Origin of the sequence: Pseudonocardia nematodicida (assembly GCF_040105385.1) — a bacterium.
GTDB lineage: Bacteria > Actinomycetota > Actinomycetes > Mycobacteriales > Pseudonocardiaceae > Pseudonocardia > Pseudonocardia nematodicida.
In genome coordinates this window covers 296,382-308,927 of the sequence record NZ_JBEDNQ010000011.1, presented here as the reverse complement: position 1 = coordinate 308,927, position 12,546 = coordinate 296,382, and the positions used below count along the sequence as shown (strand labels likewise).

At 74.3% G+C, this 12,546-nt stretch carries 12 protein-coding genes; 8 read left to right on the top strand and 4 right to left on the bottom strand.

The annotated features are described in order from the left end of the window. Positions 1–73: 73 nt before the first annotated feature. On the bottom strand, positions 74–655 hold the full coding sequence (locus tag WIS52_RS25210) for a TetR/AcrR family transcriptional regulator (RefSeq protein ID WP_349300845.1): 582 nt from the start codon (positions 653–655) through the stop codon (positions 74–76). A gap of 89 nt (positions 656–744) precedes the next feature. Between WIS52_RS25210 and WIS52_RS25205 the strand changes: the two genes are divergently transcribed. From WIS52_RS25205 to WIS52_RS25195, 3 genes are all read left to right on the top strand, one after another. Further along, entirely contained in the window at positions 745–1,650 is a 906-nt protein-coding gene (locus tag WIS52_RS25205; protein WP_349300844.1) for an LLM class flavin-dependent oxidoreductase, read from the top strand. A gap of 73 nt (positions 1,651–1,723) precedes the next feature. Next, a complete protein-coding gene (locus tag WIS52_RS25200; protein ID WP_349300843.1) occupies positions 1,724–2,380 on the top strand; it encodes a HEAT repeat domain-containing protein in 657 nt (218 codons plus the stop codon). Further along, complete coding sequence (locus WIS52_RS25195; RefSeq protein ID WP_349300842.1) at positions 2,367–3,380, top strand: MerR family transcriptional regulator; 1,014 nt, start codon at positions 2,367–2,369, stop codon at positions 3,378–3,380. Before WIS52_RS25200 ends, WIS52_RS25195 begins: the two co-directional genes overlap by 14 nt. Positions 3,381–3,470: 90 nt before the next feature. Here the strand turns inward: WIS52_RS25195 and pafA are convergent, their stop codons facing one another. Beyond that, a complete protein-coding gene (pafA, locus tag WIS52_RS25190) occupies positions 3,471–4,832 on the bottom strand; it encodes a Pup--protein ligase (RefSeq protein WP_349300841.1) in 1,362 nt (453 codons plus the stop codon). Between the two features lie 42 nt (positions 4,833–4,874). On the opposite strand from pafA, the gene WIS52_RS25185 reads away from it, so the two are divergent. From WIS52_RS25185 to WIS52_RS25170, 4 genes are all read left to right on the top strand, one after another. Further along, positions 4,875–6,461 (top strand): bifunctional phosphatase PAP2/diacylglycerol kinase family protein, encoded by a 1,587-nt coding sequence (locus WIS52_RS25185; RefSeq protein WP_349300840.1) that lies wholly within the window; start codon positions 4,875–4,877, stop codon positions 6,459–6,461. Positions 6,462–6,480: 19 nt separating this feature from the next. Next, entirely contained in the window at positions 6,481–7,992 is a 1,512-nt protein-coding gene (locus tag WIS52_RS25180) for an amidohydrolase (RefSeq protein ID WP_349300839.1), read from the top strand. A 5-nt stretch (positions 7,993–7,997) separates the two neighbouring features. Next, a complete protein-coding gene (locus tag WIS52_RS25175) occupies positions 7,998–8,660 on the top strand; it encodes a class I SAM-dependent methyltransferase (protein WP_349300838.1) in 663 nt (220 codons plus the stop codon). Between the two features lie 91 nt (positions 8,661–8,751). Further along, positions 8,752–10,047, top strand: coding sequence for an MFS transporter (locus WIS52_RS25170; RefSeq protein ID WP_349300837.1), 1,296 nt, complete (start codon positions 8,752–8,754; stop codon positions 10,045–10,047). Here the strand turns inward: WIS52_RS25170 and WIS52_RS25165 are convergent. After that, on the bottom strand, positions 10,038–10,946 hold the full coding sequence (locus tag WIS52_RS25165; RefSeq protein WP_349300836.1) for an SDR family oxidoreductase: 909 nt from the start codon (positions 10,944–10,946) through the stop codon (positions 10,038–10,040). The genes WIS52_RS25170 and WIS52_RS25165 overlap by 10 nt on opposite strands. A gap of 48 nt (positions 10,947–10,994) precedes the next feature. Here WIS52_RS25165 and WIS52_RS25160 point away from each other — a divergent pair, with 48 nt between their 5' ends. Then, complete coding sequence (locus WIS52_RS25160) at positions 10,995–11,624, top strand: TetR family transcriptional regulator (RefSeq protein ID WP_349300835.1); 630 nt, start codon at positions 10,995–10,997, stop codon at positions 11,622–11,624. On the opposite strand, the gene WIS52_RS25155 is transcribed toward WIS52_RS25160, so the two are convergent. Beyond that, positions 11,548–12,525, bottom strand: coding sequence for an ABC transporter substrate-binding protein (locus WIS52_RS25155; protein ID WP_349300834.1), 978 nt, complete (start codon positions 12,523–12,525; stop codon positions 11,548–11,550). The two genes, WIS52_RS25160 and WIS52_RS25155, sit on opposite strands and share 77 nt — an antisense overlap. Positions 12,526–12,546: the final 21 nt, after the last annotated feature.

Genomic DNA, 12,546 nt, shown 5'->3' with positions numbered 1-12,546 from the left:
TCGGCGGGGTCGCCCCGCCCGCGCGGGCCGGCCGCTCGTGTGTGGTTGTCGCGGCCGGGCCCGCGACAACCACTCACGAGCGCGGAGCGCCCAGTCCCGCCAGCAGCAGCCCGACCAGCGCGCGGGCGTCGTAGCGCGGGTCGTCCTCCGCGCCGATGCACAGGTTCCCGACCCCGCGCAGGAGCAGGTAGGCGTCCACGCCGGGCCGGATCTCACCGGCGTCCTCCGCCGCGTCGAGCAGCCGCCGTCCGACCGGCAGGATCCGGTCGAGGAAGTGGGCGTGCAGGGCGTCCGTCCCGGCCGCGTCCGGCCCGAGCGCGGCGGCCAGGCCGTGCTTGGTCACCAGCAGGTCGACGAACAGGTCGATCCACCGCTCCAGCGCCGCGTACGGGCCCGGCGCGGCGGCGAGGATCGACTCGCCCGCTTCGGCGCAGGCCTCGACCTGGTGCCGGTAGACGGCGACGACCAGGTCCGCCCGGGTCGGGAAGTGCCGGTACACGGTGCCCACCCCGACGCCGGCCCGGGTGGCGATCTCGCGCACCGGAACGTCGACGCCGGACGCCACGAAGGCCGCCGCCGCGGCGTCGAGCAGCGCCTCCTGGTTCCGCCGGGCGTCCGCACGACGGCGGGTGGCTCCTTCGGCTGTGTCCGTCACGGCACCAGTATCCCCGTATCAACCGGAGCAGCGTTCCGCTAAGCTGGCGGAGCAACGTTCCGCTTCACCTGACTCCGGGGAGATTACGCATGGCCGACCGAGAACACGACCCCCGATTCGGGATCATCACCCCGCCCACGAACGTCACCCACGCCGATCTGCTGCGCGTCTGGACCGAGGCCGACCAGGTACCCGGGATCGACGACGCCTGGCTGTTCGACCACCTCATGCCGATCGGCGGCGATCTCGACGGCCCCGCCTTCGAGGGCTGGACGATGCTGTCCGCGCTCGCCGCCGCCACCTCCCGGTTGCGGCTGGGCCTGCTGGTCACCAGCAACCGGATCCGCCCGCCCGCGTTGCTGGCGAAGATCGCCGCGACGGTCGACCACGTCTCCGGGGGCCGGCTGGAGTTCGGCATCGGCGTGGGCTCCCGGCCCGACGTGCCGATGGCCCGGCGGGAGTACGAGTCGCACGGGCTGCACTTCGCCGCGCACACCGACGCCGTCGCGGCCTTCGACGAGGCGTGCACCGTGATCCGCCGGATCTGGACCTCCGACAGCGCGTTCGACTTCGACGGCGAGCACGTGCGGCTGACCGGGGCGTGGGGGAACCCGAAACCGGTGCAACGCCCGTACCCGCCGATCGTGATCGGCGGCCGCGCCAAGGCCACACTGCGTCTCGTCGCGAAGCACGCCGACGAGTGGAACTACCCCGGCCACGACCTCGCCGACGCCCGCGAGCGCGCGGCGATGCTGGACCGCTACTGCACCGAGATCGACCGGGACCCGGCCACGATCGTCCGGTCGCTGGTCCTGCCGGTCGGCTACGACTCCCCGGCCGAGGCCCACGACACGGCCGGCGCCGCGCTGGAGGCCGGGTTCTCGCACCTGGTGCTGGCCCCGCCCGCGCCCTGGCCGGACGGCGTCGCGCAGTGGCTGGCCGACGAGATCGTCGCCGGCCACCGTCCCGCCCTCACGCCGGGGCACGCGCGATAACCACTCACGAGCACGGAGTGCCTTGACCTTCACATCGTGACAACGTCTTGGGTGGCGGGCGGAGGTGATCGAGATGATCACAGCACTGGACAGTCCCGCCGCGTCGGAGCGGCTGCAGGCGGCACTGACGGCCGGGACGCGGCCGGACCCCGCCCTCGTCGGCCCGCTGGTCGCGCGCTGCGCGGTCGAGCCCGACTTCTTCGTCCGGGACATGCTGACCTGGGCACTGACCCGGCACCCCGCGGACACGGTGGTCCGGCGACTGCTGCCCGAGCTCGGCTCGGAGGTCGCGCAGGCCCGCGGCCAGGCCCTGCACACGCTGTCCAAGATCGGCGATCCGCGGACCTGGCCGGCGATCACCGCCGAGCTGCTGACCGACGCCGACGACGAGGTCGCCCGGACGGCGTGGCGAACCGCGGTCGATCTGGTCCCCGACGGCGGGGAGCCGGAGCTCGCCGCGGTCCTGGCGACCCAGTTCGCCCGGGGCGACCGTGAGGTGCGGCGGAGCCTGAGCCGGGCGCTCGTCGCGCTCGGGCCGGCGGCGCTGCCCGTCCTGGAGCGGGCCGCCACCGCCCGGGACGCCGAGGTGCGGGCGCACGCGCTGGCCACGCAGCGGCTGGTGCAGGATCCCGGCCAGGACGTCGACGCGCTGATCGACCAGGCCCGCCGGGCCGTGGCGCTGCGTGCAGGTCCGGTCGCGGAGGTGTCAGGCTTCGATGCTGATCGGTGAGGTCTCCGCGGCGTCCGGGATCAGCGCCCGGATGCTGCGGCACTACGACGCCGTCGGGCTGGTGTCGCCGTCCGGTCGCACCTCGGGCGGCTACCGCCGGTACTCCGACGACGACGTCCGCCGGCTCTTCCACGTGGAAGGCCTCCGCACGCTCGGGCTGAGCCTGGCCGACATCGCGGAGGTGCTCGGGGACCTCTCGTTCGACCCGGCCGCGATGGTCTCCCAGCTCGTCACCCGCACCCGGGACCGCATCGTGCGGGAGCAGGAGCTGCTCGACCGGCTCGGCCGGGTCCGGGCGAGCGACCCGGCCGACTGGTCCGACGTGCTCCGGACCGTCGGTCTGATGCGCTCGCTCGAGTCCGGTGATCCCTCGGCGCGGCAACGCCTCGCCCTCGAGGGTTTCCAGGACCGGGACACGTCCCTGCTCGCCGACGCGGCGCTCGCCGAGTCCGACCCGACCGTCGCCGGCGCCCTCGACTGGGCGCTGGCCCGCACCGGCGACAGCGCGGTCCCCGTCCTGGCCGAGGCCCTCGACTCCCCCGACGCGGGCCGGCGGCACCGGGCGGTCACCGCCCTGGTCAAGATCGGCTCGGCGCCGGCGTCCGAGGTGCTGGCCGACGCGTTCCGGCACCCGGATCCGCTGGTGCGTGCCCGCGCGCTGCTCGTACGGGGCGGGCGCGGCGAGGCCGACGCGATCCCCGGTCTCGTCGCTCTCGTCGTCGAGGGGCGCGACGACGTCGACGCCGCCGACGTGCTCGGTGTCCTCGCCTCCCGGCACGGGCGGGCGGACGAGATCGCCGACGCGATCGACACCGAGCTCACACGGGCGGCCGGCGCGGCCCGCCGGCGGCTCACCGAGGCGCTCGCCGACGTCGCCGGCCCGCGCACGACCACCGTCCTGACCCGACTCGCCGGCGACCCGGATCCCGCCGTCGCGGCCACGGCCGAGTACCTCCGGCTACGCCGCCCCCACACGAATGACCGGCGCCGGCGGACGTGAACGCGATCCGGTTCGGAGAACGCGCGCCCGATCGGACGCGCGTTCTCGCAACCCGATCGCGTGCGCGGGTCCGGCGCGAGCCGGAGCCGCCTACAGCGACGCGATCAGGCGGTCGACGCGCTCGTCGACCGAACGGAACGGGTCCTTGCACAGCACGGTGCGCTGCGCCTGGTCGTTCAGCTTCAGGTGCACCCAGTCGACGGTGAAGTCCCGGCCGGCGGCCTGCGCGGCGGCGATGAAGTCGCCGCGCAGCTTGGCCCGGGTGGTCTGCGGCGGGGTGTCCTTGGCGGCCTCGATCTCGCCGTCGTCGGTGACCCGGTCGACGAGGTCCTTGCGCTGCAGCATGTCGAACAGCCCGCGCCCGCGCCGGACGTCGTGATAGGCCAGGTCGAGCTGGGCGATCCGGGCGCTCGACAGGTCCAGGTCGTGCTTGTTGCGGTACCGCTCGACGAGCCGGTTCTTGATCGCCCAGTCGATCTCGCGGTCGATCAGCGACAGGTTCTGGCTCTCGACCGCGTCCAGGGTGCGGCCCCAGAGCTCGACGACCCGCTCCATGGTCCTGTCCTCGTGCCCGCGGCTCTGCAGGTACTCGACGGCGCGGGCGTGGTACTCGCGCTGGATGTCCAGGGCGCTGGCCTCCCGACCGCCGGCCATCCGGACCGGGCGGCGCCCGGTGAGGTCGTGGCTGATCTCGCGGATCGCCCGGATCGGGTTGTCCAGGGTGAAGTCCCGGAACTGGACGCCGGCCTCGATCATCTCCAGCACCAGCGTCGCCGACCCCACCTTGAGCAGGGTCGTCACCTCGGACATGTTCGAGTCGCCGACGATCACGTGCAGCCGGCGGTAGCGCTCGGCGTCGGCGTGCGGCTCGTCCCGGGTGTTGATGATCGGCCGGGACCGGGTGGTCGCCGAGGAGACGCCCTCCCAGATGTGCTCGGCCCGCTGGGACAGGCAGTACACCGCGCCGCGCGGGGTCTGCAGGACCTTGCCCGCCCCGCAGATCAGCTGCCGGGTGACCAGGAACGGCAGCAGCACATCGGCGATCCGGGAGAACTCGCCCTGTCGCGCGACCAGGTAGTTCTCGTGGCAGCCGTAGGAGTTGCCCGCCGAGTCGGTGTTGTTCTTGAACAGGTAGATGTCGCCGCCGATGCCCTCGTCGACCAGCCGGCGCTCGGCGTCGACGAGCAGGTCCTCGAGGATCCGCTCACCGGCCTTGTCGTGCGCCACGAGCTGGGTCAGCGAGTCGCACTCGGCGGTGGCGTACTCGGGATGGGAGCCCACGTCCAGGTACAGGCGTGCCCCGTTGCGGAGGAAGACGTTGGAGGAGCGGCCCCACGACACGACCCGGCGGAACAGGTATCGCGCGACCTCGTCCGGGGACAGACGGCGCTGCCCATGGAAGGTGCACGTGACACCGAACTCCGTCTCGACCCCGAAGATCCGACGCTGCATGCCCTTCAGAGTATGCGCCCGACCCCCTCTACTGTCAGCTCTGTGAGTGGATGGTTCGAGCGCGTCGCACGCCGGTCCCGGCGACTGGACGGAGGAATCGCGACGGTCTCCCGGACCGACAAGGTCATCACCGACTTCATCTCGACCCGCCCGCCCAGCCGGGTCGACACCACACTGCGCCGGTTGACCCGGACCGCCGACCACAGCCTGCTGTGGTTCGCGATCGCCGGGATCCTCGCCGTGCGGAAGGGTGCGGGCCGCAAGGCCGCGATCCGCGGGGTGGCGTCGGTGGCGCTGACCAGCCTGACCGCCAACGCGGTGCTGAAGCCGCTGCTGCCCCGGAGACGCCCGGCCGCCGCCGAGCTGCCCGCGTTCCGGACGGTGGACAACCCGCCCTCGTCGTCGTCGTTCCCGTCCGGGCACGCGGCGTCGGCGGCCGCGTTCGCCACCGCCGTCGTGCTGGAGAACCGCCGGGCGGCTCCGGTGGTGGTGCCGCTGGCGGCGCTGGTCGGGTGGTCACGGGTGCACGTGGGCGTGCACTGGACCTCCGACGTGCTGGCCGGTGCGGCCGTCGGTTCCGGTCTGGCCGTACTGACCCAGCGGTGGTGGCCGGTCCGCCGCGACGACGAGGCCCGCGCCCGGCCGATGGACACCGTGCCGTCGCTGCCCCAGGGTGAGGGCCTGGTGATCGTGTCCAACCCGTTCTCCGGCCCGCCCGACCACGACGTGTCCGACGAGGTGCGCGACGGCCTCCCGGCGGCCCACCACCTGATCGTCGGCGACGGCGTCGACGTGATGGACATGCTGACCGACGCGATCGCCGAGCGCGGCCAGTGGGTCCGCGCCGTCGGCGTCGCAGGTGGCGACGGGACGGTCGCCGCGGCGGCCGCGGTCGCCGACCGGCACGGGCTGCCGCTGGTCGTCGTGCCGGGCGGCACGCTGAACCACTTCGCCCGCGACGTCGGCGTCTACGACACCCAGGAGGCCGTCGACGCCGCCCAGGCCGGTGAGGCCGTCGCGGTCGACCTGGCGCTGGTGGAGGCCCACCCCGGGCGGCTGGACGACCCGGAGGACCCGTCGGTCACCCGGACCCGGTTCTTCCTCAACACCGCCTCGATCGGCTCCTACCCCGAGCTGGTGCGGCTGCGCGAGCAGTGGCAGCCGCGCTACGGCAAGTGGCCCGCGTTCGCCGCTGCGCTGATCACCGTGCTGCGCCGCTCCGAGAAGATCAGCGTCAAGATCGACGACCGGTGGCAGAAGGTCTGGTTCCTGTTCGTCGGCAACGGGCCCTACCACCCGCGCGGCGCGGTGCCGGCGTGGCGCCCGACCCTGGACTCCGGGCTGCTCGACGTCCGCTGGTTGCGCGCCGACGTGCGCTTCTCCCGGACGCGGGTGGTCCTCGCGCTCATCCTGGGCGCGCTCGGGCACAGCCGGGTCTACCACCAGCGCGAGGTGCCACGCCTGGACGTGGAGCTGCACGAGCCGAGCATGCTCGCCACCGACGGCGAGGTGGTCGAGGAGGCGGGCCGCTACACCTTCCGGGTCGCCGAACGCCCGATCCCGGTCTACCGACGCGACGAGGACCGCTGGACCGGACGGGATCGTCCGTACCTGGGAACCGCACGGTGAGCGTCCCGGACACGGCCCGGTGACCGACCTCCTCCTCCGCGACGTCCGTCCGGTCGGCGGCGCGTCCCCGGCCTCGCCGGCCGAGCCGGTCGACGTCCTCGTGCGGGCGGGCCGGATCGTCGCGGTCGGCGCCGCGTTGCACGTCGAGGGGGCCCCGGAGGTCGTCGAGGCCGGGGGCCGCGCGCTGCTTCCCGGCCTGTGGGACCACCACGTGCACGCGCAGCAGTGGGCGCTGGCCCGGCGCCGGCTGGACGTCTCCGGCACCGGCTCGGCGGCGGAGTGCACGCAGCGGGTCGCCGACCGGCTCGTCACCGCGCCACCGGCGCCCGGCGAGGTGCTCGTCGGCTTCGGCTACCGGGACGCGTTGTGGCCCGACGCGGCGCACCGCGACCTGCTCGACCGGGTCTCCGGCGACGTCCCGGTGGTGCTGATCGCCGGGGACCTGCACCAGGGCTGGCTCAACGGTGCCGCGCTGGAGAAGTTCGGGCACCGCGGGCATCCCACCGGCCGGATCCGGGAGTCCGAGTTCTTCGCCGTCACCGTCGCGCTGTCCGACGTCCCCTCGCAGACGCTCGACGCGTTCGTCGCGGACGCGGTCGCCGCTGCCTCGGCGCGCGGCGTGGTCGGGATCGTCGACTTCGAGGCCCCCTGGTCGCTGCCGGACTGGCGGCGCCGGGTCGAGGGTGGGACGACCGGGGTGCGGGTCGAGGCGTCGGTGTGGCCCGAGCACCTCGACGACGGCGTCGCCACCGGGCTGCGCACCGGCGATCCGGTCCCGGGAACCGGCGGACTCGTCACCGCCGGCCCACTCAAGGTGATCACCGACGGGTCGCTGAACACCCGTACCGCCTACTGCTACGACCCCTACCCGGTCGTCGGCGAGGCGCCGGCCCACCCGTGCGGGATGCTGCTCGTCCCGCCCGGCGAGGTGGTGCCGCTGCTGGAACGGGCGCACGCGGCCGGGCTGGAGGCGGCGCTGCACGCCATCGGCGACCACGCGAACACCCTCGTGCTCGACGCGTTCGCCGCCACCGGTGCACGTGGGCGGGTGGAACACGCCCAGCTGCTGGCCGGTGACGACGTGCCCCGGTTCGCCGCGCTCGGGCTCATCGCGAGCGTGCAGCCCGAGCACGCGCTCGACGACCGCGACGTCGCCGACCGGCTCTGGGCCGGCCGCACCGGCCGCTCGTTCGCCTACGCGGCCCTGCACGACGCCGGCGCGCGGCTCGCGCTGGGCTCGGACGCCCCGGTCGCGCCGCTGGACCCGTGGATCGCGCTGGCTGCCGCGGTGCACCGCACCGCCGACGACCGGGACCGCTGGCACCCCGAGCAGGAGCTGGACCGGTCGGTGGCGCTGGCCGCGTCGTACGGGGTGGTGGCCGGGTCGACGCCGGCGGTCGAGCCGGGCGCGCGGGCGGACCTGGTACTCGCCGACGCCGACCCGCTGACCTGCGACCCGGCGGCCCTGCGGGCGATGCCGGTGGCCGGGACGCTGGTCGGCGGCCGGTGGACCCACCGCGCCGGGATCTGACGGGCGTGCCCCGGCCGCGGGAGCCGGGTCCGACCGGGCCGGGGATCGTGGAGACGGTCCCGCTCCCCCGCGGTCCGCTCCCCCTGCTGCGCCCGGCCGATCCGGACGACCTGCCGTTCGACACGGTCCCGATCCCGGCCGCCGGGCCCGCCGGGGCCGAGGAGCTGCACCCGCCGCACTGGGCCCATCTGTGGCCCGCCGGGCGAGCGCTGGCGGTCGCCGTCGACGAGACCCACCTCGCCGGACGCCGGGTGGTCGAGCTCGGCTGCGGGCTGGGGTTGCCCTCATTGGTGGCGGCCCGGGCCGACGCCACCGCGGTGCTCGCCACCGACCGGTCGCCCGCGGCCGTCGCGTGGGTCGAGGCGAACGCCCGGCGCCTCGGCGCGGCCGTCGACACCGCCACGGTCGCGTTCGACGAGCCGGTCGCGCTGCGGGACGGCCGCTGGGACCTGGTGCTGGCCTCCGACGTGCTCTACGGCGCCGCGGCGGCCGGGGCGCTGCTCGAGCTGCTCCCCCGGATCACCGCCGACGACGGCGAGGTGTGGCTGACCGATCCGGGCCGCCCCGAGGTCCCGGCCTGGCTCGACCGGGCCCGGGAGCGATGGACGGTGCGGACCCGCCCGCTCCCCGACGGCGTCGCCCTGCACGTGCTGCACCGGCGCTCCTGATCCCCGGGTCTCGGACCATCCTGCGAGGACGGGTCGCGGCGCGGAGACGCGGGTCACGGTTCCGCGGAACCGTCCCGGGGAAGCTCAGGCGGTGCCGGCACCGGCGGGCGGACGGCGTCACGGCCCGGGTGCACCAGGATCGCTGCACACTGCAACGGCCGGTCCGGCTCGCGAAGGGAGCACCGTCATCGCACGTCCGACGTCGCGGGCCGCGTTCGCGGGGCTCGCCCTCACCTTCGCGGTGGTCATGGTCGGCACCACGATGCCGACCCCGATGTACGCGCTCTACCAGCGCGAGCTCGGGTTCACCCCGGTCGTCCAGACGGTGATCTTCGCCCTCTACGCGGTGGGGGTGCTCACCGCCCTGCTGGTCGCCGGACGGTGGTCCGACCAGCTCGGCCGCCGCCCGCTGCTGTTCGCCGGGATCGCCTTCTCGCTGACCAGCAGCGTGGTGTTCCTGCTGGCCGGGCCGCTGTGGGTACTGCTGGCCGGACGGCTGCTGTCCGGGTTCTCGGCCGGGATCTTCGCCGGCGCCGCGACCGCGGCGGTGATCGAGGCGGCCCCGGAGTCCTGGCGGTCACGGGGCGCGGCCGTGGCCACCGTGGCCAACATCGGCGGGCTCGGGCTCGGCCCGCTGCTCGCCGGGCCGGCCGTGCAGTACCTGCCGGCGCCGCTGCACCTGTCCTTCGCGCTACACGCGGTCGCGGTGGCGCTGTGCGGGCTGCTGGTGCTCGGTGCCCCGGAGACGGTGCGGCGTCCGGAGCACCCGTCCCTGCGCCCGCAGGCCCTGACGGTCCCGCCGGAGGTCCGGGCGGTGTTCGTCCCCGCCGCGACCGCCGGGTTCGCCGGGTTCGCGGTGCTCGGCCTGTTCACCGCGGTCTCCCCGCGGATCCTCGCCGAGATCATCGGGAACCCGAGCCCCGCCGTCGCCGGGCTGCTGACGTTCCTGCTGCTCTCCGCGTCGGTCGCCGGCCAGCTCCTCGTGCAGCGGGCCCCGACCGACCGCGTCCTCGACCTGGGCTGCGCCCTGCTGACCGCCGGAGCACTCCTGGTCGCGCTCGCCGTGGCGACCGGATCGATGGCCGCGCTCGTGACCGGCGCGCTGGTCGCCGGGGCCGGGCAGGGCATGGCCTTCACCAAGGGCCTGGCCGCCGTCCACGGGCGGATCTCCGGCGATCGCCGGGCCGGGACGACGTCGTCGTACTTCGTGGTCTGCTACGTCGCGATCTCGCTGCCGGTGATCGGGATCGGCGAGGCGTCCCAGCTGTGGGGCCTGCGCACCGCCGGGATCGTGTTCTGCCTGGCCGTGGCCGCACTCGCGGTCCTCGCGCTCGCCGCGTTGCTGGAGCTGCAACGCCGCGAGACCAGGATGCCGGCTCAGCGGTAGCCGGTGGTGTCGGCGGGCTTCCCCGCGTCCTGCACCTCGACGACGTAGCGCCAGGCGTCCGGGCGGGACCCGTCGACGTCGTCGAGCCCGTACTCGCGCGCGAGCTCCCCGGACGAGGTCGACCGGCCGTTCCACCGGTGCCGGTCCGGGTCCGCGGCCAGCGCCGCGATCCCCCGCCCGACGAACCGCGGGGTCTCGGAGATCGCGAAGTGCGGCTCGCGGGCGCAGGCGTCGCGCCAGATGTCCTCGGTGACCCCGAAGTGCTCCAGCATGATCTCCGAGCGCAGCCAGCCCGGGGTGACGGCGACGGACGTCCCGCCGTGCGCGCGCAGCTCGTGCGCCCAGGACCGGGCCAGCCGGATCGGCGCGATCTTGGCGAGGTCGTAGTAGACGTTGAGCCGGTAGTTCTCCGCGTTGTAGTCGGCGGTGCCGTCGGTGACCTCGACGACCAGCCCGCCGGGCGTGCGGGACAGCAGCCGCAGCGCATGGTGCGCGGTGACGAGGTGGGTGTCGGTCGCCAGCCGCAGGGTGCGCAGGCCGTTCGCGAGGTCGTGCTCCCAGACCGGCACGTCCCACTCGACCATCATCTCGCCGCCCCAGATGTCGTTCACCAGGACGTCGAGCCGGCCGTGGTCGCGCTCGACCCGGTCCACCAGGGCCGCCACCGCGGCGGGGTCGAGGTGGTCGGTGGGGACGGCGATCCCGGTGCCGCCGGCGGCGGTGACGAGGTCGGCGGTGTCCTCGATCGTCTCCGCCCGGTCGTACTCGGACCGCGCCGCGCGGGTGCTGCGCCCGGTGCAGTAGACGACGGCGCCGGCCGCGCCCAGCTCGACCGCGATCCCCCGCCCGGCCCCGCGGGTGGCCCCGGCGACCAGCGCGACCCGTCCCGACAGATCCATGTGCCCTCCTCGTTTATGAACGTCTATTCATTTATATACGATGGGCTCGTGCCCCGCCGCAAGCAGGTTCCCGACGTGGACGTCCTCGACGCCGCCCTCGACGTCCTGCACGCCCGCGGGCCGCAGGCGCTGACGTTCGCCGCGCTGGCCGAGGCGAGCTCGCTGGCCCCGGCGACGCTGGTGCAGCGCTTCGGCGGCAAGGCCGACCTGCTGCGCCGGGCCCTGCTGCACGCCTGGGACCGGCTCGACCACCGGACCGACTCGCTCGGCGCCGGGGTGGAGCGCACCCCGGACGGCGCGGTCGCGTTCCTGGTCGGGCTCTCCGAGCAGTACGTCGGCATCGACAGCTACGCCGACGCGCTGCTGGTGCTGCGCGAGGACCTCCTCGACCCCGAGGTACGACGGCGGGGCGCGGCCTGGCGGGCGTCGCTCACCGGGGTGCTCGACGCCTGTCTGGCCGGGACGCCGGGCGTCCCGCCGGACGCCGGCGCGGTGCTGGCGACCTACTGGCAGGGGACGTTGCTCTGGTGGAGCTTCGACCCGGGTGATCCGGTGGCCGAGCACGTCGAGCGGGAGCTGACCCGGTTCGTGCGGACCGTCCTCACCCCGTCTCCTGGTTCCGGTACACGTGCGCGGCCAGATCCACCGGGGCGTCCAGGAAGCCGTACTTCGTCATGATCTCGAGCTGACGGCGGCTCGAGTCCAGCTTCAGGTCGCTCCCGAACGCGGGGAGCTTCGACGCGGCCAGGAGTTCGGTCGGCGCCCCGGTCAGCTCGGCCACCGCGGCGATGAGCGCGTCCTGGTCCGTTCCCGCACGCTCGTTCCCCCGGGCGAGGGCCTGCTGCAGCCCGGCGACCACGTCCGGGTTCTGCTCCGCCCACGCGGTGTTCACGATGTTGTACGCCTGGACGGGCTGCTCGCCGTAGGGCTCCATCATGTTCTCGATCACGATGTCCGTCTCGTCGGCCATCGTCGTCGCGAGCGGGTAGAGCACGTGCCCGGCGTCGACCTGGCCGGACCGTAGCGCCGCGGGCATCTCGGTCGCCGGGATGAGGACGAACTCGATCGCGGCGGTGTCGACCCCCTGGCCCTCGAGCGTCTCGAGGAGCGCCGCGTGGTTCGCGTTCTCGAGCTGGAACAACCCGACGGTCCTTCCCTCGAGGTCGGCCGGCGCGGAGATGCCGCTGCCCTTCATCGTCAGGATCGACATGTCGTTGTCGGCGTAGTAGGTAACCCCGATGATGGAGAGGTCCAGCCCCTGGGCCAGCGCCTGGGACAGGTTCCCGATGTTGAGAGCGCCGAGGTTGACCGTGCCGTTGAGCAGGTTCGGCACCACGTCGGCCGGTGTGCGCAGCTCGACGTACTCGACCTCGATGCCCGCCTCGGCGAAATAGCCCTCGTCCGACGCGACCTGCCACCCGGCGACACCGGCGAAGGGCAGGGTCCCGATGCTGACCGGGGAGTTGCCGGTGTCCGGTCCCGGTGATCCGCCGCAGCCGGCCAGCAGGACGGCGAGGACGGACAGGGTCGCGGTGAGCAGGAGGCGCGGCCGGCTCCGCGTCCGTACGGCGTGCGTCATGGGATCGTTCCTCTCGGGTGG

Coding starts and splice junctions, on each gene's coding strand:
- WIS52_RS25205 (WP_349300844.1), top strand. CDS start 745: ATGGCCGACCGAGAACACGACCCCCGATTCGGGATCATCACCCCGCCC.
- WIS52_RS25155 (WP_349300834.1), bottom strand. CDS start 12,525: ATGACGCACGCCGTACGGACGCGGAGCCGGCCGCGCCTCCTGCTCACC.
- WIS52_RS25200 (WP_349300843.1), top strand. CDS start 1,724: ATGATCACAGCACTGGACAGTCCCGCCGCGTCGGAGCGGCTGCAGGCG.
- WIS52_RS25195 (WP_349300842.1), top strand. CDS start 2,367: ATGCTGATCGGTGAGGTCTCCGCGGCGTCCGGGATCAGCGCCCGGATG.
- WIS52_RS25165 (WP_349300836.1), bottom strand. CDS start 10,946: ATGGATCTGTCGGGACGGGTCGCGCTGGTCGCCGGGGCCACCCGCGGG.
- pafA (WP_349300841.1), bottom strand. CDS start 4,832: ATGCAGCGTCGGATCTTCGGGGTCGAGACGGAGTTCGGTGTCACGTGC.